The sequence below is a fragment of the Streptomyces sp. NPDC053367 genome (assembly GCF_044545925.1).
Classification (GTDB): Bacteria; Actinomycetota; Actinomycetes; order Streptomycetales; family Streptomycetaceae; genus Streptomyces.
The window spans coordinates 244,437-268,923 of sequence record NZ_JBITYN010000002.1 but is presented as its reverse complement, the minus strand read 5'-3'; the positions used below and the strand labels follow the sequence as shown (position 1 = coordinate 268,923).

20 protein-coding genes are annotated in these 24,487 nt (G+C 73.2%); 11 read left to right on the top strand and 9 right to left on the bottom strand.

The window, feature by feature from the left end; genetic code table 11:
- Window positions 1-41 precede the first annotated feature (41 nt).
- A complete protein-coding gene (locus ACIGXJ_RS07735) occupies window positions 42-1,454 on the bottom strand; it encodes an ABC transporter substrate-binding protein (protein WP_399642421.1) in 1,413 nt (470 codons plus the stop codon).
- Between the two features lie 218 nt (window positions 1,455-1,672).
- Here ACIGXJ_RS07735 and ACIGXJ_RS07730 point away from each other — a divergent pair, with 218 nt between their 5' ends.
- Complete coding sequence (locus ACIGXJ_RS07730) at window positions 1,673-2,251, top strand: hypothetical protein (protein ID WP_399642420.1); 579 nt, start codon at window positions 1,673-1,675, stop codon at window positions 2,249-2,251.
- A gap of 31 nt (window positions 2,252-2,282) precedes the next feature.
- On the opposite strand, the gene ACIGXJ_RS07725 is transcribed toward ACIGXJ_RS07730, so the two are convergent.
- Complete coding sequence (locus tag ACIGXJ_RS07725) at window positions 2,283-3,089, bottom strand: class I SAM-dependent methyltransferase (RefSeq protein WP_399642419.1); 807 nt, start codon at window positions 3,087-3,089, stop codon at window positions 2,283-2,285.
- A 139-nt stretch (window positions 3,090-3,228) separates the two neighbouring features.
- Here ACIGXJ_RS07725 and ACIGXJ_RS07720 point away from each other — a divergent pair, with 139 nt between their 5' ends.
- Both ACIGXJ_RS07720 and ACIGXJ_RS07715 read left to right on the top strand, forming a co-directional pair.
- Window positions 3,229-4,044 carry a class I SAM-dependent methyltransferase gene (locus ACIGXJ_RS07720; protein WP_399642418.1) on the top strand — a complete coding sequence of 272 codons (816 nt, stop codon included), beginning with the start codon at window positions 3,229-3,231 and terminating at the stop codon, window positions 4,042-4,044.
- A 72-nt stretch (window positions 4,045-4,116) separates the two neighbouring features.
- Entirely contained in the window at window positions 4,117-5,826 is a 1,710-nt protein-coding gene (locus tag ACIGXJ_RS07715) for a protein kinase (RefSeq protein ID WP_399642417.1), read from the top strand.
- Between the two features lie 49 nt (window positions 5,827-5,875).
- Here the strand turns inward: ACIGXJ_RS07715 and ACIGXJ_RS07710 are convergent, their stop codons facing one another.
- From ACIGXJ_RS07710 to ACIGXJ_RS07690, 5 genes are all read right to left on the bottom strand, one after another.
- Window positions 5,876-6,406 carry an SRPBCC family protein gene (locus ACIGXJ_RS07710; protein ID WP_399642415.1) on the bottom strand — a complete coding sequence of 177 codons (531 nt, stop codon included), beginning with the start codon at window positions 6,404-6,406 and terminating at the stop codon, window positions 5,876-5,878.
- 152 nt (window positions 6,407-6,558) lie between these two features.
- A complete protein-coding gene (locus tag ACIGXJ_RS07705; RefSeq protein ID WP_399642414.1) occupies window positions 6,559-7,917 on the bottom strand; it encodes a PQQ-binding-like beta-propeller repeat protein in 1,359 nt (452 codons plus the stop codon).
- Window positions 7,914-8,459: a SigE family RNA polymerase sigma factor gene (locus ACIGXJ_RS07700; protein ID WP_399642413.1), complete on the bottom strand. Its 546-nt coding sequence runs from the start codon at window positions 8,457-8,459 to the stop codon at window positions 7,914-7,916. The genes ACIGXJ_RS07705 and ACIGXJ_RS07700 overlap by 4 nt, the downstream gene beginning before the upstream one ends.
- Window positions 8,460-8,553: 94 nt before the next feature.
- Window positions 8,554-10,110, bottom strand: coding sequence for a serine hydrolase (locus tag ACIGXJ_RS07695; RefSeq protein WP_399642412.1), 1,557 nt, complete (start codon window positions 10,108-10,110; stop codon window positions 8,554-8,556).
- A gap of 114 nt (window positions 10,111-10,224) precedes the next feature.
- Window positions 10,225-13,008: a SpoIIE family protein phosphatase gene (locus ACIGXJ_RS07690; RefSeq protein WP_399642411.1), complete on the bottom strand. Its 2,784-nt coding sequence runs from the start codon at window positions 13,006-13,008 to the stop codon at window positions 10,225-10,227.
- Window positions 13,009-13,236: 228 nt separating this feature from the next.
- Between ACIGXJ_RS07690 and ACIGXJ_RS07685 the strand changes: the two genes are divergently transcribed.
- Window positions 13,237-13,827: a hypothetical protein gene (locus ACIGXJ_RS07685; RefSeq protein ID WP_399642410.1), complete on the top strand. Its 591-nt coding sequence runs from the start codon at window positions 13,237-13,239 to the stop codon at window positions 13,825-13,827.
- A gap of 11 nt (window positions 13,828-13,838) precedes the next feature.
- Here ACIGXJ_RS07685 and ACIGXJ_RS07680 read toward each other — a convergent pair whose 3' ends face one another.
- Window positions 13,839-15,038: an Ig-like domain-containing protein gene (locus ACIGXJ_RS07680; protein WP_399642409.1), complete on the bottom strand. Its 1,200-nt coding sequence runs from the start codon at window positions 15,036-15,038 to the stop codon at window positions 13,839-13,841.
- Window positions 15,039-15,244: 206 nt separating this feature from the next.
- Between ACIGXJ_RS07680 and ACIGXJ_RS07675 the strand changes: the two genes are divergently transcribed.
- From ACIGXJ_RS07675 to ACIGXJ_RS07655, 5 genes are read left to right on the top strand one after another with little or no spacing between them, the layout of a single operon-like run.
- A complete protein-coding gene (locus tag ACIGXJ_RS07675) occupies window positions 15,245-16,426 on the top strand; it encodes a lipid II:glycine glycyltransferase FemX (protein ID WP_399642408.1) in 1,182 nt (393 codons plus the stop codon).
- On the top strand, window positions 16,423-18,069 hold the full coding sequence (gene murJ, locus ACIGXJ_RS07670) for a murein biosynthesis integral membrane protein MurJ (protein WP_399642407.1): 1,647 nt from the start codon (window positions 16,423-16,425) through the stop codon (window positions 18,067-18,069). The genes ACIGXJ_RS07675 and murJ overlap by 4 nt, the downstream gene beginning before the upstream one ends.
- Window positions 18,069-18,752 (top strand): response regulator, encoded by a 684-nt coding sequence (locus tag ACIGXJ_RS07665; RefSeq protein WP_399642406.1) that lies wholly within the window; start codon window positions 18,069-18,071, stop codon window positions 18,750-18,752. Before murJ ends, ACIGXJ_RS07665 begins: the two co-directional genes overlap by 1 nt.
- Before the next feature lie 14 nt (window positions 18,753-18,766).
- Window positions 18,767-20,272, top strand: a complete 1,506-nt coding sequence (locus ACIGXJ_RS07660) for an ATP-binding protein (protein WP_399642791.1) — start codon at window positions 18,767-18,769, stop codon at window positions 20,270-20,272.
- Window positions 20,269-20,844 (top strand): hypothetical protein, encoded by a 576-nt coding sequence (locus tag ACIGXJ_RS07655; RefSeq protein WP_399642405.1) that lies wholly within the window; start codon window positions 20,269-20,271, stop codon window positions 20,842-20,844. Before ACIGXJ_RS07660 ends, ACIGXJ_RS07655 begins: the two co-directional genes overlap by 4 nt.
- Window positions 20,845-20,865: 21 nt before the next feature.
- Here ACIGXJ_RS07655 and ACIGXJ_RS07650 read toward each other — a convergent pair whose 3' ends face one another.
- Window positions 20,866-22,035 (bottom strand): PucR family transcriptional regulator, encoded by a 1,170-nt coding sequence (locus ACIGXJ_RS07650; RefSeq protein WP_399642404.1) that lies wholly within the window; start codon window positions 22,033-22,035, stop codon window positions 20,866-20,868.
- Between the two features lie 151 nt (window positions 22,036-22,186).
- Here ACIGXJ_RS07650 and ACIGXJ_RS07645 point away from each other — a divergent pair, with 151 nt between their 5' ends.
- Together ACIGXJ_RS07645 and ACIGXJ_RS07640 are read left to right on the top strand one after the other, a co-directional pair.
- A complete protein-coding gene (locus ACIGXJ_RS07645) occupies window positions 22,187-23,674 on the top strand; it encodes a long-chain fatty acid--CoA ligase (protein WP_399642403.1) in 1,488 nt (495 codons plus the stop codon).
- Between the two features lie 282 nt (window positions 23,675-23,956).
- Window positions 23,957-24,310, top strand: coding sequence for an SCO0607 family lipoprotein (locus ACIGXJ_RS07640; RefSeq protein WP_399642402.1), 354 nt, complete (start codon window positions 23,957-23,959; stop codon window positions 24,308-24,310).
- Window positions 24,311-24,487 lie beyond the last annotated feature (177 nt).

The window sequence follows — 24,487 nt, the reverse complement described above, 5'->3', positions numbered from 1 at the left end:
GGGGTGCGGCCCCTGGGCCACCGGCCCCCGCCCGGGTGCGGTCACTGGTCGGCGAGAACCTGGTCGACCTGTGACTCGGCCGTGTCCAGTAGTTCCTCGATGTCGGCGTCCTCGTCGGTGAGGATGCCGGACATGACGTTGTCGAGGACCTTGTAGATCTCCTGCGCCTTCGGCGGTTCGGCCTTGCCGGGCACGGGGTTGTCCATGAACGCCTTGAAGTTGGCCACCGGCATGGTGGCGTTGGCGACGCGCGCGGCGTCGTCCTTCCGCTTGGACTCGCCGAGCCAGAAGTTGGGCTGCGGCACACCGACCGGGAGCTTGTCGGCCTTGCTGCGGGCCCAGTCGAACTGGCCCTTGCCGACGGTGAGGTTCTTGAAGTTCAGCCAGGCCACGGCCGCCTTGACCTTGTCGGGCGAGATGCCTTTCTTGATCATGTAGTTGTTGCCGCCGGCCAGGGTGTTCTTGCCGCCGGGGATGGGGCCCATCCCGAAGTTCTCGTACTTCGCGCCGAGTTGCTGGACCATGTACGCGATGTCGTCGGGCGCGGCGAGGAACATGCCGAGCTTGTCGGTGGCGATCTGCTTCTGCAGGTCACCCCACTTCAGCAGCTGGGTCTTGCCCATGCTGTCGTCCTCCCAGCGCATCGCGCGGAGGTTGTCCGCAACCTGCCGGCCGAGCTCGTCGTCGAACGCGGCCTTCGCGCCGGACGCGTCCACGATGTCGCCGCCGATGCTGTACATGTGCGCGGTGAAGTGCCAGCCGCCGGTGTTGCCGGCGCTGTACTCGCCGAAGCCCGCGATGCCGTCGCCGAGACCGGCGATCTTCTTGGCGGCGGAGCGCACCTCCGCCCAGGTGCGCGGCGGGCTGTCGGGGTCGAGCCCGGCGCGCCGGAAGAGGGTGCGGTTGACGAGCAGGCCCATCGTGTAGTTGCTGGTGGGCAGGCCGTAGAGCTTGCCGTCGTGCTTCAGCGAGGCGAGGACGTTCGGGTCGATGTCCTTCAGCGCCGGCACCGTCCTGTCGTTGACGTAGGCGGTGATGTCCTCGGCGCCGTCGTGGTCGAGGACCTGGGGCAGGTCGGTGAAGTAGGTGTAGAACACGTCCGGCTGGGACTTGGCCTTCAGCATCGCGGTGAAGCGCGGGGGTTCGAGGCACTGGCCGGGGGTGGAGCGGCCCTCGATCGTGACGTTCGGATACGTCTTGTTGAACTCGGCGACGTCCTCCTTCCACTCCTTCAGCTCCGCCGCCTTCGCCGCCGGGGGCATGCAGTCGATGGTGATCGTCACCTTCGTCCCCGGATCCAGCGGAGCGGAGGGGTCCGAGGAGCCGCTGCCGCCTGAGGCACCGCCGTCGTCGCTGCTGCTGGTGCCGCAGGCGGCGAGCGCGCTCAGCGTCAGGGCGGAGACGAGGGCGACCGCGCCGGCGCGGCGGGTACGGCGGAGCCGGGCATTTCTCATGGGTGGTCCCCTTCGGGCAGGAACGTGGAAGTCACCCCACCACCGGACGGCGGATGCGTTGTGGGGCGGGGCACACTCAACCACCGCCAACAAGTGAACGCAATATCTCGCGCGTACTTTGCAATTCATCGACAAGCGGCAGTCAGTTGGCCGCCGAAGCCCCTGCTTTCGAGGCGGAGCCACCTCCCTCCCGGCCCTGTTGCTGTTGAATGGGTCGAATGAACGACGCCGCTGTACTGCGACTTCGCCAGGCCGTACGGGACATCGGGGACGCCACTCGGGAACGTGGCAGCACAGGGCGCGGGCCGGAGGAAGCGGACGACGTCGCCGGCACCTTCGCCACGGACGGCGCGCTCGGCTTCGACCCGTTCCCGTTCCTTCAGGCGCTGTACGAGGCCGGTTCGCGGGCGGTGGTCATCGGCCAGGTCGCCGGCATCCTGCACGGCTCGACGGAACCGACCGGCGACCTCGACCTGCTGTGGGACGGCACCCCCGCCGAGGCACGTGCCCTGCGCGACGCGCTGACCAGGACGGGCTGCGCCGGTCCGCCCGACCTCGGCCGGCCGCAGGCGGCCTACCGGGTGACCGGCGCCGCCGGGGACCTGTGCACCCCCGCCCTGCCCTGGGGCCGCATGGACGTCGCACCCTGCCTGGACCGGGCGGTGAGCGCCCGGGACGCGGCCGGGTTCACGGTCCGCTACGCCGCCCTGGACGACCTGATCCGGATGCGCAGGGCCCTCGGCCGCCCCAAGGACCTCCGCCGCGCGGACGAACTCGAACGACTGCGGGCCCGGTGACCGGGGGGAGCCCCGAGCAGGCCGAGGCCCTTCAGATCGTCGGGGACGGTGCCCTGTGCGTGACGCGGAGTTTGGACTGGCCGTGCGGCAGGCGCTCCCAGTCGTCCATGAACCGCGCCTCCAGGCCGTGCCCGCGCGCGAGCCGTACCAGCGTCTGCGTGCGGTAGTAGAAGTCCTCGCGCAGCACCTGGTGCTCGGGGCCCTCGGTGCGGTCGAAGGTGAAGTCGAAGAAGCCGCCCGGCGCCAGGACACGGCCCACATGGGCCAGGCACTCGTCGATGACCTCCAGCGGCGAGTGGGAGAACACGCTGTGCGCGTGCACCACCGTGAACCAGCCGTCCGGGAGGAACTCCAGCCGCAGGTCCTCCACCGGCGTCAGATAGGGCACCTTGTCCTGGAGCCCGTACCGCACCAGTGTCTTCTTCGCCTCGATGAGGATGTCCGGCGAGATGTCGATGCCGTAGTAGTGCCCCGGCTCCAGATGCCGGATGAACCGCCACCCCGCGCGCAGGTTGCCGCAGCCGATCTCCAGCATCCTGTCCTGCGGCCGCAGACCGTGCCCGAGCAGGTAGTCGAACTGCATGCGGCCGATCTCCAGCCACCGCTCCGGCGACGGGTTGCCGCCGATCGCCGCCTGCGGGCTCCGGGCCGTGTCGCTCGCCATCACCGCCCGGTAGTACGCCACATGGCTGCCCCGGTGCTTCAGCCGCAGCCACCCGTCCCGGGCCGCACGCCGCGCGTACGGCACGACCCGGTCCGGGTGCCGCAGCGCGTAGCGCAGCTTGTAGTCCAGCCGCGCCCGGTTCCGCGACCCGCGCGCCTCGGGAGATCCCGGCATGACACCCTCCCTGCTCCGACACCGGCGTGACACACCCACCTCCACCCTGCACCCGGCCACGCCGTCCGGCAGCCCGGGCCGGTCCACGCGGGGTGCCGGTGCTCTGCCGGGGCGCGGGCGTACGGGATACCGTCACCGTGTGGACCGGGACGAAGAACAGACCCGCGCGCCGACGGGAGACCAGGACGAACAGCGGCTGCACGCCTCGTCGTTCGGCGCGGCCGCGGTCGCCTATGCCGAGCACCGCCCGGACTACGCTCCGGCCGCCGTGCGCTGGGCGCTCGATGCCGCGCCCGGCCCGCGCGTGCTCGACCTCGGTGCCGGGACGGGCAAGCTGACAGCCGGAGCGGTCGCCCTGGGCGCCGACGTCGTCGCGGTCGAGCCCGACGCGGTCATGCTGACCGAGCTGCGCCGCGCGCTGCCGGCGGTCCGCGCCCTGCGGGGAAGCGCCGAGTCGATACCGATGCCGGACGCCTCCGTGGACGCCGTGCTGGCCGGCAACGCCCTGCACTGGTTCGACATGGCCCTCGCGGGACCCGAGATCGCCAGGGTCCTCGCTCCCGGCGGCGTCCTGGCCGGCCTGTGGAACGTACTGGACGACCGGGAGGACTGGGTCGCCGAACTCGCACGGGCCGGCGGGAGCGCGGTCGTCGGCCCGCGAGACACGCCTGCCGCCTGGCGCGCCGAGACCGCCCGCGCCCACCTCCCCAGGACCGGCGGCCCCGCCCGGTTCGGCGCCCCGGAGCAGGCAGGGTTCCGGCACGGTCAGCGCCGCACCGCCGACTCCCTCCTCGCCACCCTCGCGACGCGCGCGGGCGTGCTGGTCATGCCGCGACAGGAACGGGAAGCCACCCTCGGCCGCCTCCGCGACCTCCTTCTGACCAGGCCGGAGACCGCCCGCGGCGAGTTCACCCTGCCCATGCTGACCTGCGTACTGCGGGTCCGGCGGCTGTGACGCGGACCCGCACCGCGCCGGGCGGAGCCCCGGCCGGGCGAGCTGTCACCGGTATCTCGTAGGCTCCGGGCCATGAGTGACGGGGAATCCGGCAGACGGGTCATCGACGGGCGCTTCGAACTGCAGGGGCGGCTCGGTGGCGGCGGTATGGGCATGGTGTGGCGGGCGCGTGATCTGGTCCTGGACCGGGCCGTGGCGCTCAAGGAGGTGCGGCCGGCCGATCCGGGGCTCGCGGAGTACGACCCGCAGGCCGCGGCGATGCTCCGGGCCCGGGTGCTGCGCGAGGCGCGGGCGCTCGCCCGGGCCGACCACCCCAATGTGGTGACCATCCACCACGTGGTGGACGGCGGGGAGCACACCTACCCGTGGCTGGTGATGGAGCTGGTCACCGGCGGATCGCTCCAGGACCGGCTGGAGAAGGGGCCGCTGGCGCCGGTCGAGGCCGCCCGGCTGGGCCGCGAGGTGCTGGCCGCGCTGCGCGCCGCGCACGACGTCGGTATCCAGCACCGGGACGTGAAGCCCGCCAACGTCCTGCTGAGGCCCGACGGACGTCCCGTCCTCACCGACTTCGGCATCGCCGCCATCAGGGAATCGACCGTCCTGACCGCGACCGGGTCCATCATCGGCACACCCGACTACATGGCGCCCGAGCGCATCTCCGGCGGCGAGGGCGGCCCCGGCTCGGATCTGTGGTCGCTGGCGATGATGCTGTACGTCGCCGTCGAGGGACACCACCCGCTGCGCAGGGGCACCACCCTCGCGACGCTGGCGGCCCTGCTGAGCGAGGAGCTCCCGCCGCCCGTGCGGTCCGGGCCGCTGACCGGCTTCCTGAACGCCATGCTCGTCAAGGACCCGGCCCGCCGGCCGGACGCGACGGCAGCGGACCGCATGCTCGCCGAAGCGGCGGCAGGCCGGGACACGGCCGGCACGGGTCCCGGTACGACCTCGTACCGGGTGGCTCCCCCGGCCGGCTCGCCGGGCCCCGCTCCGGCCGGCTTCGGGCCGCCCCCGGCCGGCTTCGGACCGTCGGCTCCGCACGACGCCGTGCCCGGCCCGTTCGCCTCCCCCACCCCCTACCCGGCGGGCCCCACGCGGGCGACGCCGCCGCGGCCGGGCGGCCGCGCCGGGCGCCGGGTCGCGATCGCCTCGTCCGTCGTGGGGACCGTGCTGGTGGGCGTGCTGGTGTGGACCCTGGTGCCGGACGGCGACGACCAGAACGGCGGGAAGACGGCCGGCTCACCGGGCTCGTCCTCCGCCACACCGAAGGAGTCGACCACCCCACCTCCCACGGCGTCCCGCACGACGCCGGCGCCCCAGGTCGACGCGAAGACCGGCCTGCTCACCCCGGACGGCGTCCGGACGGCGGTCAAGGAGATCAAGGCGGCGACCGGCACCGACCGCGCCTGCGACTTCAGCGTCTACCCGGAGTACGCGATCGCGGAGATCATGGTCAAGGGCAGCAACACGAAGTTCGACAGCTACACCTACCGCCCGGGCCAGGGCGTCGAGAAGGACCTCTTCAGCAGCACCGTGATGACCGGTGACCAGCCCTTCAGCCTGGACGACGTCGACTGGGACGTCCTCCCGGCCTTGATGAAGCGGGCGGACAAGGACCTGAACGTGCCGCACCCGACCCTGCGTTACGTCACCGTCAACCCGGCCAACACCACGTTCGACACCCCGATGGGCCTGGCCTTCTATCTCTCCGACGACTACGGCGGCGGTCACCTCACCGCCGACCTGGACGGCAAGGTGACCCGCGTGCTGCCGGCCGAGGACTGAGCCGCGCAGGCCCGGAGCGGCCGGAGCGGCCGGAGCCGCGACGCGGGCGTCAGCGGGACCGCTCCGCCAGGTCCTTGATGCCGCGCAGGGTGCTCCCCATCCCGGCAAGCCACTCCTCCTGGCGGCCGGAGAGGATCTGGTCCCTGTGCTCCGGGCTGCGCTCCACGATCAGTGTGAGCCCGCTGCGCCCCGGCCCGAGGGCGGCCGTCTGGCGCAGCCGGGTGCCGTCGCCGTCGGGGGCCAGCTCGAAGCGCCAGTGGGCCAGTGCCTGTTCCGGGTGGCGTGCGGGCTCCCCGAACAGGCCGTCCTCGTCGAGGACCGCCCAGGCGAAGGCCCGGTGCTCGACCAGCTCGACGACATGGGACACGGTCCGCCACTCGGCCCCCGTGTGATGGCGGTTGTGCCCCTCGAAGCGCGCGCCGACCGCGGGCCGCTCGGCGTCGTCGAGCCAGGCGACGCGCTGCAGTTCCGGGCTGAAGCGGGCGGGCAGCCGGATGTCGGTCACCAGCTCCCAGACCTGCGGAACGGCCGCCTCGATGTGCACGTCGCAGTCCAGTCGCGGCAGTTCGGCCCCGCTCATGTCTCCCCCTCCGGGTGGGCGGGCGTCGGCCCCGACGACCGACGCCCCCGACTCATGGACTCAGCAGGCTAGTCGAGACCGGCCCACCCGGTCTTCGGATACCGGGGTTCCGACGTGATCCTTCGCGCCCTTCCGGCCCGGGCCGGGGTCCACTAGCCCAACTCCGGCTCGATCCGGAAGAGTTCCCGGCCCACCTGGCCGACGAGGCCGTGGTCGTAGACCATCAGCTCCGGGGCGACCCCTGCCTCCGACGGGGCGTCGGGCAGCGCCACCCGGCCTCGCCAGCGGACGGCGCCGGTGTCCAGGTCGAGGCCCACGAGGTGCCCGGACGGGTCGGCGTAGTAGGCGACCCGGCTGTCGGGGTCCACCGCGGCCTCGGAGGACAGCTCCCGCATCATGGCGTCGTGCGGGTCCTTGCGCAGGGTCAGTCCGAGGTCGCGCGACCAGAGCCGCTCGCCGTCGTCGGCCGCGTAGGCGACGGCGCTGCCGCCCCGGTCGAAGCTCAGCACGATGCCGTCCGCGACCACTCCCACGGGCATCCCCTCGACGCGGTGCCGCGACACCTTTCCGGAGCCGAGCTCGACGCGGATCAGGTCGGCCGGCCCGGGCTCGCCGAAGGGCTGCCGCCCGTCGGCCTTGCCGGCCAGCAGTACGGCGTCCCCGTCCGTGCCGACGTAGGCCGTCGGGCCCTCGACCGACGCGACCGTCCGGGGCGTTCCGGTCGCCGGGTCCAGCCGGACGACGGTGCTGTACTGCGGGGCCTTCTCGCTGTCCGGCGAGCACATCAGGTACGGGACCCCGTCGACGGCGTCGCGGTCGCAGTCGGCCCGCTTCCAGGAGTGCGTCCACAGGGTGCGGCCGGTGGCGCCGTCCAGCGCGGCCACGCTCTTGAAGGACGGGGCGTTGGCGAGGATCCCGCCCTCGAACAGCACGGCGGAGGAGCGGCCGCGGCTGTCGTCGGCCAGCTCGTGCTTCCAGAGCACCTCCCGGCTGTCGATGTCGAGGGCGACGAGGTCGGTCCCCGCTCCGGGCGTTCCCGGCGCGTGGTCGGCGTAGGTGTACAGCACGCCGTCGCGGACCCCGGGCAGTGCTCCCGCAGGGGTGCGGTCGCCGTCGTCGCCGTCGGCCTCCCGCTCCCACACGATCTTGCCGGTGCGGGCGTCCACATGGATGCCGTCGTACTCCGGGCCGCGGCAGTACACGGCGCTCGGACCGGTGGTACAGGCGTCCCAGGAGGTGCCGGGCAGCGTCGTCCGCCACAGCAGGCTGCCCCGGCCGCTCATGCCCGAGGCGGGCGGCCGTGCCCCGTCCTCGCCGCCCGGGCCGGTCGCCAGCACCGCTCCGAAGGCGACACCGGCCAGTGCGAGGGCCGCGCCGGTGACCCGTACGACGTTGCGGCGACGGCGGCGGCGCACGATGCGGTCGGCGAGCCCCGCGGGCACGCCCTGGTCGTCGGGGGTCCAGCGGTGCAGGACGTCCCGGATCGCGCTGTCCAGCTGATCGGCGCTCATGTGTGGGCTCCCTTCGGGACGTTGGTGCTCACGGCGGCGGCCTGCGCGGGGGCGGCCAACTCCGGTGCGAGGCGGCGCAGTCGGGTCAGTGAGCGATGGGTGGTGCTGCGCACGGTGCCCACCGAGCAGCCCAGGGTGCTCGCCACCTCCGTCTCCGACAGGTCCTCGAAGTAGCGCAGCACGAGCATCGTGCGCTGCCGCGGGGTCAGCCGGGCCAGCGCCTGGGCGACGCTGATCCGCAGATCGGCGGCGGCCGTGCCGTCGGTGACACCGAGGTCCTCCGGCGGCACGGCGAACGTCGCCTCGCGGTGCGGGCGTCGTAGCCGCCAGCGGCTGATCTGGTGCCGGTACATCACCTTGCGTACATATCCCTCCGGGTCGTCGATGTGCCGCCAGCGGCCCAGCGCGTTCATCAGAGCGATCTGCACGAGGTCCTCGGCCTCGTGCCGGTCGCCGCCGGTGAGCAGGTTCGCCAGGCGCAGCAGGGTGCTCCACCGTGCGTCGACGAACTCCCGGAATCTCTCGTGGTCCTGCGGGTCCATGGGCCCTCCCGTTCCCTGACGCTCTCAAGGACGCGCGGACCACGGAGGATCTATGTCTGCCGCAGGGGATTCCTTCGCGAGACCTGGACCACAGTCACCGGGTCGTCGCGGTGGTACGGGTGAAGGTGCCCAGCCCCTCCGTGTCGAGGTACTCGACGGTGAGGGACTTGCCGTCCGGGGTGAAGGTGACCCCGGTGAGACCGACGGCGTTCTCGCCGGCGGTGCGGAAGCTGAAGGTGTCGCCGGAGTAGTGCGTGAGGCGGTACGACTGGGGCTTCGGGCCCAGACGGAGCGTCAGCGCGCCGCTCTCGCCCTCGACGACCTGGGCGCGGCCGTAGTAGTCGCTGTCGTAGGTGCCCGTGTAGGTGTCGGCGGGTTTCGCGGGCCTGGCGTCGGACGGCGGGTGGGCGTAGTCGGTCCTGGAGCGGGCCTCGTCCACCTGCTGCTGGTACACGGCGTCCACGAGCGGCATCCAGTCGCGGCTGACCTCGCCCGTCTGTGCGATGTCGAAGAAGTCCAGGGCGACGGCGTCGGCGACGCCGACCGGTGAGGTGTTGCTCAGCACGACGATGCCCAGCTGCTCCCCGGGCAGCATGGTGACGTTGGTGTGGGCGCCCAGCGCGAAAGCGCCGGTGTGCGAGAGCCTGAGCCGGCCCTCGTCGTCGTAACTCACGTTCCAGCCGAGGCCGTAGAAGCCGGTGCGGCCGGCCGGGGCGTGGGGCGGGCTGGCGACGGACTCGGGCACGTGGGTGCGCTCCAGGGCGTCCGCGTCGATGATCTGCCGGCCGTCGAGCTTGCCGTTCGCGAGCTGGAGCCGCAGCCAGGACGCCATGTCCCGGGCGCTGGAGCTGACGCCGCCCGCGGGTGACTGCGCGTCGGGGTCGCGTACGAACTCGGGTTTCCAGGTGCCGTCGGCGGCCTTGACGTGGCCCCAGGCCCGGTTGGCGGCCTTGGCGTAGTCCTCGAAGCGTGAGCTGGTGGAGTCCATGCCGGCCGGCTTGTAGAGGGTGTCGGCGGCGAGCTTCTCCCAGGGCACGCCCCTGTCGTCGGCGACGGCCTGGGCGGCGGCGGGCAGGCCGAAGTTGGTGTAGGCGTAGCCGGCGCGGAACGGCGTGAGGGGCTCGTAGCGCAGATGGGACAGGATGTACGCCCGGTCGTAGCCGAGGTCTTCGAGGAGGTCCCCGGCGTGATCGGGGAGGCCGCTGCGGTGCGCGAAGAGGTCGGCGACCGTCACATGGGAGGTGACCCACGGGTCCTTGAGGCGGAAGTCCGGCAGGTTCGGGGCGACGGGCTCGTCCCAGCCCTCGGCGCCCACGGCCTCGGAGACGACGGTGGAGGCGATCGGCTTGGAGACGGAGGCGAGCTGGAAGACGGTGTCGGCGTCGACGGCGGCCTTCTCACCGCTCTTGCGGACGCCGTAGCCCTTGAGGTGGAGCACCTTGCCGTCGTGGACGACCGCGACGGCCACGCCCGGGGTCCCGGTGCGCTTCATGGCCGCCTCGACGACTCCGTCGAGCCGGTCGACGGCCCGCTGCACCTCCGCGTCGTCGAGCTGGGGCGGCGGCTGCGGCGGGGGCGGCGACGGCCCCGGCGCGGTGGCGCCCAGCAGCGCCGTCAGCCCGGCTGTGGCGATCCGTGCGAGGGTGCTCACCCTTCCATTGAACGGCTGCCGACGAGGTCTGTCGCGCGCTGCCGCGAAGGCGCTGCCGTCCGGCGCGCGGCCGGACTGTCCGGCCTGCTCGTCGGGGGCCGGGTGGTGCCGCGGTCACCAGGCCAGTTCGTCGATCAGCGCGGTCGGATCCGGTTCGTGGGTGCGGCCGAGGGTCTGCTCGGCCCAGATGACCTTGCCCCTGGCGGCGTAGCGGGTGCCCCAGCGGTCGGCGAACTGGGAGACGAGAAACAGGCCGCGGCCTCCTTCGTCGGTGGTGGCCGCGCGGCGCAGACGGGGTGAGGTGTTGCTGCCGTCGGAGACCTCGAGGACCAGGGTGTTGCCCAGGAGCAGCCTGACGCGTACGGGCGGGGCGCCGTAGCGGATCGCGTTGGTGAGGAGCTCGCTGAGGATGAGTTCCGTGCTGAACGAGGACTCCTCCAGGCCCCATGCGTCGAGGCGACGGCTGACCTCGGTGCGGATCCGGGAGACGGCCATGACGTCGGACGGCACGTCCCAGGCCGCGACGCGGGACGGGTCGAGGAGTTTTGTGCGGGCCACCAGCAGGGCCACGTCGTCACTGGGATGCCCCGGCAGCATCGACTCCATGACCGTCCGGCAGGTCTCCTCCGGGGTGCGGTCCGCCCCGGCGACGGCCTGGCGGAGCCTGTGCAGGCCCTCGTCGATGTCGCTGCCGCGGTCCTCGACGAGTCCGTCGGTGAACAGCACCAGCCGGCTGCCCTCGGGCAGGTCCAGTTCACCGACCTCGAAGGGGTGCCCGCCCACGCCCAGGGGCGGCGAAAGGGGCAGGTCGGGAAAGGTCACGCGGCCGTCCGGGTCGACGACGGCCGGGGCGAGGTGCCCGGCGCGGGAGAGGGTGCAGCGCCCGCCGACCGGGTCGTAGATGGCGTACAGGCAGGTGGCCCCGGTGACCGGGGCGTCGTCGCTGTCGGCGTTCGACGTGCGGGTGTCCAGGAGGGTCACCATCTCGTCGAGGTGGCCGAGGAGCTCGTCCGGGGCGATGTCCAGGGAGGCGAAGTTCAGTACGGCGGTGCGCAGCCGGCCCATGGTCACGGCGGCGTGCAGTCCGTGCCCGACGATGTCGCCGACCACGAGCGCCACCCGGAAACCGGGCAGCGGGATGACGTCGAACCAGTCGCCGCCGACGCCGGCCTGGGCGGGCAGATAGCGCCAGGCGATCTCCAGCGCCTCCTGGTCGGGGACGTCGCGCGGCAGCAGGCTGCGCTGGAGGGTGACGGCCATGGCGTGCTCGCGGGAGTAGCGGCGGGCGTTGTCGATGGCGACGGCGGCCCGCGCGACCAGTTCCTCGGCGACCGCGACGTCCTCCTCCGGGAAGGGCGGGGAACCCGCGCCGCGCCAGAAGTTGACCATGCCGAGGACCACTCCCCGCGCCCGCAGCGGGACGGTGATCAGCGAGTGGATGCCGTACTCGAGGGCCTGCCGCGCCCCGACCGGGTCGTGGGCACGCCAGTCGTCGGCGCTGTACAGGTCCGCCACCAGGACGGCCTTGCCGCGGTGCAGCGCCGCCACCATGGGGGTGTCCGCCACCACGAACTGGATCAGGTCGCCCACCGGCTGCAGCGGGTGTCCGGTCCGGGATCCGCTCAGCGCGGTGCGCCGCATCCGCCGGACGGCGCCGGTGGGCTCCTCGCCGCGCAGGACGGACTCGAGGAGTTCGACGGTGACGAAGTCGGCCATGCGCGGGACCGCCACCTCGGCGAGTTCCTCGGCCGTGCGCCGTATGTCGAGCGTGGTGCCGATGCGTACGCCCGCCTCGTACAGGAGGGTCAGCCGTCCCCGTGCCTCCTCGGCCTGGCCCGACAGGGCCCGCAGTTCGGTGGTGTCGCGGAAGGTGGCCACCACTCCCGGCGCGCCGCCGTACGGCTCGGTCAGCCGGGTGTTGACCGCGAGCAGCCGTCCCCCGGCCGGGAGCACCTCGTCGGAGACGGGCTCGGCCGCCCCGAGCAGGCTGGTCAGCCGGGGACTGAGCCCGAGTTCGGTGACGAGCCGCCGGTCGGCGCCCTCGGGGAGGTCCAGCAGCCGGCGTGCCTCGTCATTGGCCAGCATCAGACGGCCGTCGCCGCCGACGATCAGGACGCCCTCGCGGACCGCGTGCAGCACGGCGTCGTGGTGCTCGAACATGCGGGTCATCTCGGCCGGTCCCAGACCGTGCGTCTGGCGCCGCAGCCGCCGGCTGACGAGGGCGGTGCCGACGGTGGCGAGCGTCAGCGCGCCCGCCGCCACGGCCAGCATCATCGGGACCTGCTCGTACAGCACCTGGCCCAGGGTGTCGTACTGGATGCCGGCGCTGACCATGCCGACCACGCGCCCGTCGGTGTCCCTGACCGGTACGACCGCGCGTACGGCGTCGGTGGGCTCGCCGTGGAAGGTCTCGGTGAAGGTCTCGCCCGCGGCGGCCCGGGCCACGCCCTCCGCCCTGGTGCCGATCAGCTCGGGCTGGGAGTCGGTGAGCCGCACCCCTCGTGTGTCGAGGACGGTGATGAAGTCGACGCCGGAGCCCCGCCTGGCCGCCTCGGCCGCCGGCTGGAGCCGTGCCGTGGGATTCGGCGACATCAGCGCGGCTGCCGTACCGGGCGGGTGCGCGAAGCCCTCCGCCACGGCGAGGCAGCGGTTCTTGGCGCCCTGTTCGGCCTCGTACCGGCCCTGGACCGCCAGGGCCGCGACCGCCGCCGCGATCAGCACCAGCACGATGAGGACCTGCAGCAGGAACACCTGCGCGGCGAGCGTAGGCACGCTCAGGGACGCTGGCAGATGGTGTCCGGGGGGATGCGGCGCCCCGGGGCGGCGGGACGACTCGGAGGAGCGGCGTTCGCCGAACGGCGCCGCTCTCGTCCAGGACCGGCGAGAAGGACCGATCATGTCCCATTTCTAGCACTATGCCGACTGTACGGGCGAACGCTGCGGGCTCCCGGTTCCCGGGAGGCCGGCCGGGGCGGCGGTCGTGGCCACTCCCCCGAGGGCGCCGGCCGGTCTCGGCCCGCATTTCCGGCACGCGAACGCCGCATAACGGCATATGGCGTCGCTGCACGGCATATTCGGTGCATCCCTGGGAAACCGGCCGGTGAGGACACGCGGAAGGGGTTCGACATGAGCCAGGGCAGGACCGGTCCCGCGCATCTCCCCCAGCCTCTGCGGGCCGTCGCCTCGGGGGTGCGCCGCCTGCCGGGGGCCGGGCAGGTGGGCAAGGTCGCCGACGGTGCGCTGGACCGTATCGGAGCAGTCTCTCCCCGCGGCCGCCGTATGGCGGTCTACGCCGGGGCCGGAGTCCTCGGTGTGGCCGGCGCGATCGAGTGGCCCGTCGCCCTCACCGGCGCGGCCGTCGCATGGCTCACCCAGCCCCGGCCGCGGGAGAGCGGACAGCAGGAGCAGCGGCAGCCCGACCGGGCAGGGACCGAACCCGCCGGCGACGCGGAGGACCCCGAGGAGCCCTACGGAGCCGGCGACAAACTGGCACCGTCCCACTTCCACCGTGACCCCTTGCCGGACACGACCGCCAGGGTCGGGGACCCGGCCACGGCGTCGGCCCTGAAGAAGGTCGCGGAGGCCACCGCCCACCACGACCCGGAGGCCACCGCCCACCACGACCCGGAGGCCACCGCCCACCACGACCCGGAGGCCGCCACGCACCACGACCCGGGGGCCGCCACGCACCACGACCCGGGGGCGCCGGAGACGTAGGGCCCCCGCCGCTACAGCGCGCTCTTCTCCCGCCATTCCGGCCAGCTCAGGTTCCACGCCCCGAAGCCGTTGCCCGGCTCGACCACGCCCTTGGTGTCCTCGCCGGTGATCTCGAACGGGTCGCCGGGCCGTACCTGTGCGTAGAACCAGGCGGCGTCGGCGTCGCTCATGCCGATGCAGCCCGAGCTGTGGTTGGCCCTGCCGAACCAGGCGGCGTTCCAGGGGGCTGCGTGGGCGTACATGCCCGACCAGGTCAGGCGCATCGAGTAGTCGACCATCTTGTCGTAGGCGTCGCCGAGGCCGACGGTCTCGGAGTTCATGTTGATCGTGCCCTCCTTGGCCATCAGGACGGCCGTTCCGCGCCAGGAACGCTTGTCGCCGCCGGGTGTGCCGCCGGAGACGGGGATCCGGCGGACGGTCCGGCCGTCGCGGACGAGCGTGAGCCGGTGGGTGTCGAGGTCGACCTTCACGATCTGCCGGGTACCGGTCGTGAAGGTGGTGGTGTAGTCGCGTACGAACCAGCCGCCGTCGGGGCCCGAGTCGATGCCGTTCAGCTCGGCGTGGAGCGTGACCTCGGTGCCCGGCTTCCAGTACGTGCGGGGACGCCAGTCGACGCGGTCGCGGCCCGACCAGTCGCGTATCCAGCCCCAGGACCCCTCGGTGCCGTTCGAGGTGGTGACCTTCAGCTGCTTCTCGACCTCGGCCCGGTTGCGGACGGGGTTGTCGAAGACGAGGGAGATCGGCTGGGCGACGCCCACGGTGGCGCCGCTGCCCGGGCGCCAGTCGACCTTGTTCACCTTGCCGGCTTCGGCCGTGGTGAAGGAGGACCGGGTGGTCCGGGTGGTGCCGGCCGCCGTGCGGGTGGTCGCCGCGACCGTGTACGCGGTACCCGGCGCGGCGTTGCGGTGCGAGACCCAGCTTCCGCCGTCGGCCGCGACCTCGCCGGTGAGCCGGCCGCCCCCGGCCGCGGTGACCGTCACCGAGGTGAGGCTGCCGCCCGCAGCGGTGACCGTCACGGGCTTGCCCGGCGGAACCCGCAGTCCGGTGGGGATGACGGTGACCTGGACGGGGCGGTCGTCGGCGCTCCTGGCCGGCTTCGGGTCCGAGGCGGTGGGTGAGCCGCCCGACGAGCAGGCGGCCAGAGGCGCCAGCAGGGCCGCCGCGACAGCGGCCCGGACGCGGGTGTGGGCGAAGACATGGGTGCGGTGCAACGGGACCTCCGTGACGAGCGGATGCGGCGGACGATCGTGACTGTAGAGCCGGAAAGCCGCAGGTCAGCCGTTGTACGGCGATGTGACGGCGACTGGTGAGGAACGGTCATGGTCCCGTCACATTCGCCGGACGGAGCGGTCATGGGCCGCTGTGAGCATCCTCTGCGTCCCCGCGACAGCGCCGGGGAGAAGGAGAGGCTCAGACCGTGTCAGCACTGCTCGTACCGCCCGCACGCAACGGGTCCGTCACCCTCGGGGCCGTCACGCCCGAGGTCTACCGCGCCTTCCTCGCCTCCCCCGCCGGCACGGCGCTCGGCGCCGGCTTTCTGCAGTGCCCGTCCTGGGCGGACGTCAAGGAGGGCTGGCGTGCCCAACTGCTGGGCTGGGGACCGGATCCGGAGGCGGGTGAGCTGACCGGCGCGGCCCTGGTGCTGCTGCGCCAACTCCCCGGCACCCGCAGGTACTTCGCCTACCTTCCCGAGGGGCCCGTCGCCGACTGGGCGGACCCGGACCTGGACGGCTGGCTCACGCCGCTGCTGGAGCATCTGCGTCGCGCGGGCGCGTTCGCCGTCCGTATCGGCCCCTCCCCCGCCTACCGGCGCTGGGACGCGGCCCTGCTCAAGTCGCTGACCGGGCCGGGGCGTCGGCTGGGCGACGTGCTGGCCAGCGAGGTCGACCCGCTCGGCGCGGCCGTCGCGGAACGGCTGCGGGGCCGGGGCTGGCGCCGCTGCGGCGGTGACGGGACCGGCTCGGACGGGGACGCGCAGCCCCGCCACGTCTTCCGGGTGCCGCTCGCCGGACGCAGCACCGAGCAGCTGTGGGCCGGCCTGAACCAGGAGTGGCGGCGCAACGTCCGCCGCGCGCAGAAGGAGGGCGTGGAGGTGGTGGTGGGCAGCGCCGCCGAACTCCCCGAGTTCTACCGGCTGCTGGGCCTCACCGAACAGCGGGACGGCTTCCGGCTGGGGCGCTCGCTGGCCTACTACGAGCGTCAGTACGCGGCGCTGAACGCCGAGGAGCCCGGCCGGATGAAGCTCTACGTCGCCCGGCACGGCGGGGAGATCCTGGCCGCCCACACGATGATCACGGTGGGGCGGCGCGTCTGGTACCAGACCGGTGCCTCGGCCGACCACCGCCGCGAGGTCCGGCCCTCCAACGCCCTGCAGTGGCGCATGCTGCTGGACGCCCACGCCCTCGGCGCCGACGTCTACGACATGCGCGGGGTACCCTCCACACTCGACCCGGACGAACGTGCGTACGGATTGCTGCGGTGGAAGCTCGGCACCGGCGGACAGGTCGTCGAAACGCTGGGGGAATGGGAGAGACCCTTGGGCGGCACCGCCAACCAGACGCTGTACCGCGCCTTCCAGGCGTACCTGAACCGCCGATGAGCGCGACCGTCACCCCGCCCACCGCCCCGGTGAAGCCCGCCTCCGCGGCACGCAGCAGCGCCGTCATGGCCGCCGGCTCGATCGTCTCCCGGGGCACCGGTTTCGTGCGGTCCGCCGTGGTGGCCGCGGCACTGGGCACCATCGGGCCGACCGCCGACGGCTACGCGGTCGGCAACTCCCTGCCCACGATCGTCTACATGCTGCTCCTCGGCGGCGCGCTCAACGCGGTCTTCGTGCCCGAGCTGGTCAAGGCGGCCAAGGAGCACGCCGACGGCGGCGCCGCGTACACCGACCGGCTCGTCACCGTCTGTGTGCTCGCCCTGCTGGCGCTCACCGCCGCCGCGGTGTGGGCGGCCCCGGTGATCATCGGCGTGTACACCGACTACGCCGGCGAACAGGCGGCCATGACGACCGCGTTCGCGCGCTACTGCCTGCCGCAGATCTTCTTCCTCGGGCTGTTCACGCTGCTGGGCCAAGTGCTCAACGCGCGCGGCCGGTTCGGCGCGATGATGTGGGCGCCGGTCCTCAACAACCTCGTCGTGATCGGTGTGTTCGGCGTGTACCTGGCCCTCGCCATGGGCGGCGGGGACACGCTGACCGCGACCGAGACCGCCGTGCTGGGGTGGGGTACGACCGCCGGCATCGCCGTCCAGGCGCTCGCCCTCGTCCCGGCGCTGCGCGCGGCCCGGTTCCGCTGGCGGCCCCGCTTCGACTGGCGCGGCAGCGGACTGACCCGCCCGCTGCGGTCGGCCGGCTGGCTGGTCCTGCTGGTGCTGGCCAACCAGGCCGCCTACTGGGTCACCACCCGCCTCGCCACGACCGCGGGCGTCGACGGCGGTCCCGGATTCAGCGCGTACAACAACGCCTATGTGCTGTGGGCCGTACCGCACGGCATCGTCACGGTGTCCCTGGTGACGGCGCTGCTGCCCCGGATGAGCGCGGCCGCCGCCGACGGCGACACCGCCGCCCTGCGACGTGACGTCTCCCACGCCCTGCGGGCCTCGGCGTCCGCGGTCGTGCCCGCCACGTGTCTGCTGTTCGCCCTGGCCCAGCCGCTGATGGCGCTCGTGTTCGGCCACGGCAGGACGAGCGCCGGGGACACGGCCGCCATGGCCGGGATCCTGATGGCGTTCGTGCCCGGTCTGATCGCGATGTCCGGCCAGTACGTGCTGTCGCGCACCTTCTACGCGCTCTCCGACACGCGTACGCCGTTCCTGCTCAACCTCGTGATCGTCGCCCTGAACGCGGGCCTGTCACTGGCCGCGGCCCACCTGCTGCCCGCCCGCTGGGCGGTGACGGGCATGGCGGGGGCGTACTCGCTGGCCCTGTGCGCGGGCTGGGCGGTGACCGCCGGGGTGCTCGGCCGCCGCCTCGCCGTCGTCCGGCCGCTGCGGTCGGCCGCCGCCGGCGCCCACGCACGGCTGCTGGCCGCCGCCGTGCCCGCGACCGCGCTGGGCCACTTCGCGGCGGTGGGTGCCGGCGGGGCGGGGGCCCTGGCCGCCGCGGGCGCCGGAGCGGCCGTCGTCGTGCTCGTCTTCGCCCTGCTCGCCCGTCCGCTGCGGCTGAGGGAACTGAACGCGCTGATCTCCGGTCTTCACCGGCGAGTCACCCGCACACCGTCACCACCCAGGGAGAACCGCTGATGCCCCGCGTGCTCCTCATCGAGGACGACCCGTCCGTACGCGAAGGGGTCGAGCTGGGTCTGCGCCGCCGCGGCCACGAGGTACGGGTGGCCGCGACCGGCGAGGCCGGCCTCGCCGCGCTCGCCGAGTTCCGCCCGGACCTGCTGCTGCTGGACCTGATGCTGCCCGGGATGAACGGCGTACAGGTCTGCCGGCGTGTCCGCGAGGACAGCCAGTTGCCGATCATCATGCTCACCGCGCGCGGTGACGACTTCGACGTGGTCATCGGTCTGGAGGCCGGCGCCGACGACTACATCGTCAAGCCCGCGCGGACCGAGGTGATCGAGGCGCGGATCTCCGCCGTGCTGCGCCGTATCGACCCCGGCGGCGGTGGCCGGCCGGCCGTCGAGGTGTACGGCGAACTCGCCGTCGACCGGGCCGGACTGAGCGTCACCAAGGCCGGCAGGCGGCTGGCGCTGGCGCCCTCCGAGCTGAGGCTCCTGCTGCACCTGTCCGCCGCCCCGGAGCAGGTGTTCAGCAGGCAGCAGCTGCTGGAGCACGTGTGGGAGCACAGCTACCACGCCGACGCCCGGCTGGTCGACGCGTGCGTCGCACGGCTGCGCGGCAAGATCGAGGACGAGGCGGGCAGCCCCCGGTACGTCCAGACGCTGCGGGGCTTCGGCTACCGCTTCGGGCCGCTGTGAGCGCCGGGCCCCTCCTGGGACGGCGGCGGCGCGGCACACGGAAAGGCGACGGCGGGGACGCTCCCCGGGCCCGGGCTCGGGCGTTCGGGCTGCGCACCCGGCTGGTGCTCGCCTTCCTGCTGGTGGCCGGCGTCAGCGCGGGCACCACGGCGGCGCTGACCTACCGCGAGGCCCGCAACGCGCTGCTGAAGACCGCCCAGGACACCGCGGTCTCCTCGTTCCGGGACCAGGTCCAGCAGACCGGCTGGACGCTGCCCGTGCAGGCGGAGGGCCTGGAGGAGGTCCTGCGGGACATCGCCCGCAAGGGCAAGCCGCATCCGTGGGTGGTGTTCGCCGAGTACGGCACGGTGCGCGCCTCCTCCGGCGAGAACCCGGTCTCCACCGTCATCACGCCGGAACTGCGCCGGGCCGCGCAAGCCGGCCCCAACGGCAGCTTCGAGCGGGTCGTCAAGGACGGCGTCCCGTATCTGACGATCGCCATGCCCACCGTCTTCAGGACCGGCGCCGAGGGAGTGCTGCCCAGCGGTCTCGTCATCTACGCCGTCATGCGGATGACCGACGAGCAGGTCAACGTGGACGCGCTGCTCACGGCCGCCCGGGACGGCGCCCTGCCCGGACTCGCGGTCGCGCTGATCCCCGGCCTGCTCGCCGCGCGCAGCGTGCTGCGACCGGTGCGGGAACTGCGCCGGGCCGCGCAGCGGATGGGCAGCGGGCAGCTCGACACCCGCATCCCGGTGCGCGGCAGCGACGAACTGGCCGACCTCGCACACACCTTCAACGAGTCGGCGGGCCGGCTCGAGCGCTCGGTGCGGGAGTTGCGGGAGGCCGAGGCTCGGGCCCGCCGTTTCGCGTCCGACGTCTCGCACGAACTGCGCACCCCGCTCGCCGGGATGCTCGCCGTCACCGAGGTCCTCGACGAGGACGCGGGCCGGCTGGACGCCGACACCGCCCGCGCGGTCCGGCTGGTCAGCGCCGAGACCGGGAAGCTCGCCGTGCTGGTCGAGGACCTGATGGAGATCTCCCGCTTCGACGCGCGGGCCGCCGAGCTCAACGCCGACGAGGTCGACGTGGCGGAGGCCATCCGCAAGACGCTGCAGAACCGGCACTGGACCGACGGCCGTGTCCGCACCGAGCTGCCCGACGGCATCCGGGCCCGGCTCGACCCGCGCCGCTTCGACGTCGTGGTCGCCAATCTCGTCGGCAACGCCCTGCGGCACGGCGGTGCGCCCGTCACCGTGCGCCTGCGCACCGAGGCGCGCTCGACGGGTGTGCCCGTGCTGGTCACCGAGGTCGCCGACAGCGGACCCGGCATCCGGGCCGAGGTGCTGCCGCATATCTTCGACCGCTTCTACAAGGCCGACGCCGCCCGTACCCGCTCGGCGGGCAGCGGCCTGGGGCTTGCGATCACGCTGGAGAACGTGCGGCTGCACGGCGGGACGGTCCGCGCGGGGAACCTGCCGGGGGGTGGGGCCGTCTTCACCGTCGAGATACCGCTGTACGCGGAGGAGGCCGACGGATGAGGCATGCGCGCGGGGGCGCGGGCGGGGTCGCTGTCGCGGCGTGTGTGCTGCTGCTCGGCGGCTGCGGCATCCAGGAGACCGAGGTGATCGGGGCGGGCAGCCCCGCCACGGTCGAGGCGTTCGGCAGCCGGGACAGGCTGCTGTTCTTCGAGTCCCCCGACGGGGGGCTCAACCCCGTGACGCTGATGGACGACTACTGGATCGGGCCCGGTCCGGACTACGTCGTGTCCAACACGGTGGGCCAGTCCTCCGGCAGCGGGGAGGGCCGGACCGTTCCCGCGGACAAGCTGGTCATGGCGTTGCTCGCCGGGCCGGGGGAAGAGGAGCGGGCCGCCGGTCTCGGCACCTCGCTGCCCCGGCCCCGCAAAGGCGGCATGGCCCGGGTCGAGGTCGTGGCGGGCGGTGACGTCACCGCTCGGGTGCCCATCGAGCTGGCCGGCCTGGACCGGACGGGGCTGCGCCAGCTGATCTGCACGATCGCCTACAACCAGGACTCCACCGGCCGTGTCCTGGTGCGCCTGACCGGAGCCGACGGCTCGACCGGGCAGGGCACCTGCGACCTCGCTCCCTGACGCGGGGGCGTCACCGCCGGCTCATCCCACGCCCGAACTGCGTACCACCGCCAGCGCGGCGCCGAGGTCCGCCACCGTGCGCGGGTCGGCCAGGGAGCGGCCGGTCAGTTCCTCCACGCGGCGCAGACGGTAGCGGACGGTGTTGGGGTGGACGAAGAGGGTGCGGGCGGCCTCGGCGGCGGAGCCCGCGGCGGCGAACCAGTGCTCCAGGGTCTCCAGCAGCCGGGCCCGCTCCACGACCGGCAGGTCGAGGACGGGCTGCAGGACGGTCTCCAGCAGATGGGCCGCCTCGGCCGGTGCGGCGGCGACCAGCATGGCCAGGGGGTTGTCGTCGAACCGCGCGACACCGGGCCCGCCGCCCGGCAGCCCGGCCAGGGCCAGGCGGGCGAACCGCAGGGCCTGCGGGGTGTCCCGCAGGGAGGTGAAGCCGGGGCTGAGGCCGACGCGGGCGCGGGCCCGGCGCAGGACGCGCACACAGGTCTCCTCCGCGTTCGGTGCCGTCAGGGCGACCATGCCGATCTGCTGGTCGGGCAGCAGCCGCCAGGCGGAGGGCAGTTGGGACTCGCGCAGCGCGCTCTCGATGCCGGTCAGGGGTTCCGCGCCGGGGGCCGTGGCCGCGGCGACGGCCACCGCGTAGGGCCCCTGCTCGGGCAGCCCGAGCTCGCGGGCGGCCTCCCACAGCGTGGTGCGGTCGGCGATGACACCGGTGAACAGCGCCTCCACCAGCGCCGAGCGCCGCGCCTCGCGCTGCAGGGCCAGCTCCGCCGAGGTCTCCCGGTGGGCAGCCGCGACGGCCTCGGCGTAGCGGCCGAACAGCGCCCAGACGTCCGCCGACCGGGACACCAGGTGCGCGTCGGTGACCTCGGGGTGGGTGCGCGACTCCTCGACGATCTCCGTCCACAGCAGCTCGAACCCGACCCGGTAGGCGTGCAGGGTGTCGGCGAGCGGCATGCCCTGCTCGGCCCGGATGCGGCCGGTCTCGCGCGCCGGGCTGGGGTCCGTGGCGTCGGGCCGGGTGAAGTGGCTGAGCACCAGGTCGGCGTTGGCCGTGCAGGAGCGGCGCAGTGACTCGTAGGGGATCAGTGACTCGTCCCGGTAGGCCTCGACGTCGGCGCGGATGCGCTGTGCGATCCGCTCACCCAGTTCGGGCAGTCGCGCGTGCAGCGCCGAGGCCACTCCGGAAAGATCCATCGCCCCAGCGTAATGCCCCCTCTTTGTGCCCGGGAACAATCCCGGCGGGCAGACGCTGTCCGGCCGGCCATAGTCGGGCGGCGGGGACGACAGCACCATGTCGTCGACGTTAACTGCGTATTTCTACGACACCTTTTCGTGGAGGCGGACGATGGCCAATCTGGCGGAGTTTCTCGTGCGGACGGCGGCGCGGCAGCCCGAGCGGCCGGCGCTGCGTCTGAGCGGTCAGGTCATCTCGTACGCCGAGCTGGACGAGGCCAGTGCCCGGGCCGCCGCGCTGCTGCGGGCCGAGGGCGTGCGGCCGGGCGACCGGGTCGCGCTGATGCTGCCGAACGTCCCCCAGTTCGTGGTGCTCTACTACGGTGTGCTGCGCGCCGGTGGGATCGTCGTACCGCTGAACCCGCTGCTGAAGGCACGGGAGACCGCGTACCACCTGACCGACTCGGGGGCGGCGCTGCTGTGGGAGTGGCATCAGGCTCCGGGTGAGGGCGCGCAGGGTGCGGCGGACGCCGGGGTGCGGCATGTCGCCGTCGAGCCGGCCGCCTTCGCCGGTCTGCTGGCCGGGCACGAGCCGCTCACCGAGATCGCGGCGACGGCCGGTGACGACGTGGCGGTGCTGCTGTACACCTCAGGCACCACCGGCCGCCCCAAGGGCGCCGCCCTCACCCACGGGGGGCTGCGGCACAACACCGAGGTCAACATGACCTATGTGCAGGAGATGACGCCGGAGGACGTGGTGGTGGGCTGTCTGCCGCTGTTCCACATCTTCGGCCAGATCTGCACGATGAGCGTGGCCCTGGCCAGCGGCGCCTCGCTGACGCTGATCCCCCGCTTCGAGCCGCAGGCGGTGTTCGACGCCATCGCGCGGGACGGCGCCACCGTCTTCGAGGGTGTCCCCACCATGTACGCCGCGCTGCTCCAGCATCCCTCCGACGCCGACGTGTCGTCGCTGCGCATGTGCATCTCCGGCGGGGCGTCGCTGCCGGTGGAGATCCTGCACGGCTTCGAGGAGCGCTTCGGCTGTGCGGTGCTGGAAGGCTTCGGGATGTCCGAGACCAGCCCGGTCGTCACCTTCAACCACCCGGACCGTCCGAGAAAGGCGGGTTCCATCGGCACGCCGATCAAGGACGTGGAGGTGCGCCTGCTGGACGAGAAGGGCCAGGACGTGGCGCCCGGGGAGATCGGCGAGCTGGCGGTGCGCGGGCCGAACGTGATGAAGGGCTACTGGAACCGGCCGGAGGAGACCGCGGCCACGATCCCGGACGGCTGGCTGCGCTCCGGCGACCTCGCGCGCCAGGACGAGGACGGTTACCTGTACATCGTCGACCGCAAGAAGGACATGATCATCCGCGGTGGGTACAACGTGTACCCGCGCGAGATCGAGGAAGTGCTGCACGAGCACCCGGCCGTGGGCCTGGCAGCCGTCGTCGGAGTGGCCCATCCGCACCTGGGCGAGGAGATCGCCGCCGCGGTCGTGCTGCGGCCCGGCGCGCAGGCCACGTCCGACGAGCTGCGCGAATTCGTCAAGGAGCGGGTGGCGGCGTACAAGTACCCGCGCGAGGTGTGGCTCGTGGACAAGCTGCCGACCGGCCCCAGCGGCAAGATCCTCAAGCGGGAGATCAGCGCCCCGGCGGGTTGAGCCGGGCTGTCCGGCCGGACATGCCCTGCGGGCGGGAACGCCTGCCGGTGTTCCGAGGGCGCGGGAACGGCTGCCGGTGCCCGGCGGGCGTTCCCGCGCCCTCCGGCCTGACGCGGCCGGTGCCGAGGGCGCCGGTGCGGCGGCCGGGCTCACGTTGACCGCACCGGGTTGAGCACCCGCGCAGGGGCCGGTCTGAGTAGGCGCACTCAGGCCCCGGCGATCTGCAGCGGCGAGAGTGGGGGCAGATCGCACAACGGGAATCGACCACAGCAGGAGACCACCGTGTCCACGCCCCTCGGCATCCGCCGCACCCGCACCACCCGCGCCGCCCTTCCGCCCCGCGGCCTGCGCACCGCCGGCGCCGTCCTCGTCGGCGCGGCCGCGGTCGTGGCCCTCACGGGGTGCTCCGCGCTGGAGTACCGGGAGGAGCAGTGCATGAGCGACCACTACCCCGTCCTCGCCGTGAACAACACCGGCGCGGACTGCGTGCCCGACGGCGAGCAGCCGCCCGCGGGTTACGCCCGGTACCCCGAGGGCAAGGTGCCCCGGTACGTCGGCGACGAGTGGGACGTCTACTGGAGCACCCACACCCTCGACGAGCACGGCGAGATCATCGACGCCCCGGGAACGCCCTGAGCGCGCCGCACCCTCAGCTCCCTGAGCGGCTTGTGCGCCCCTGGCACCCGGAAGGGCGTTCGGCGGCCCGACATGCGCCGACCCGACAGGACGAATGCGCACGACAAAGGTAAAACTGGCTATTCCGTTCGTATTCGGAGCCGGTCGCCAGGATTGTGCCGCATGCCTAGGGGAGTT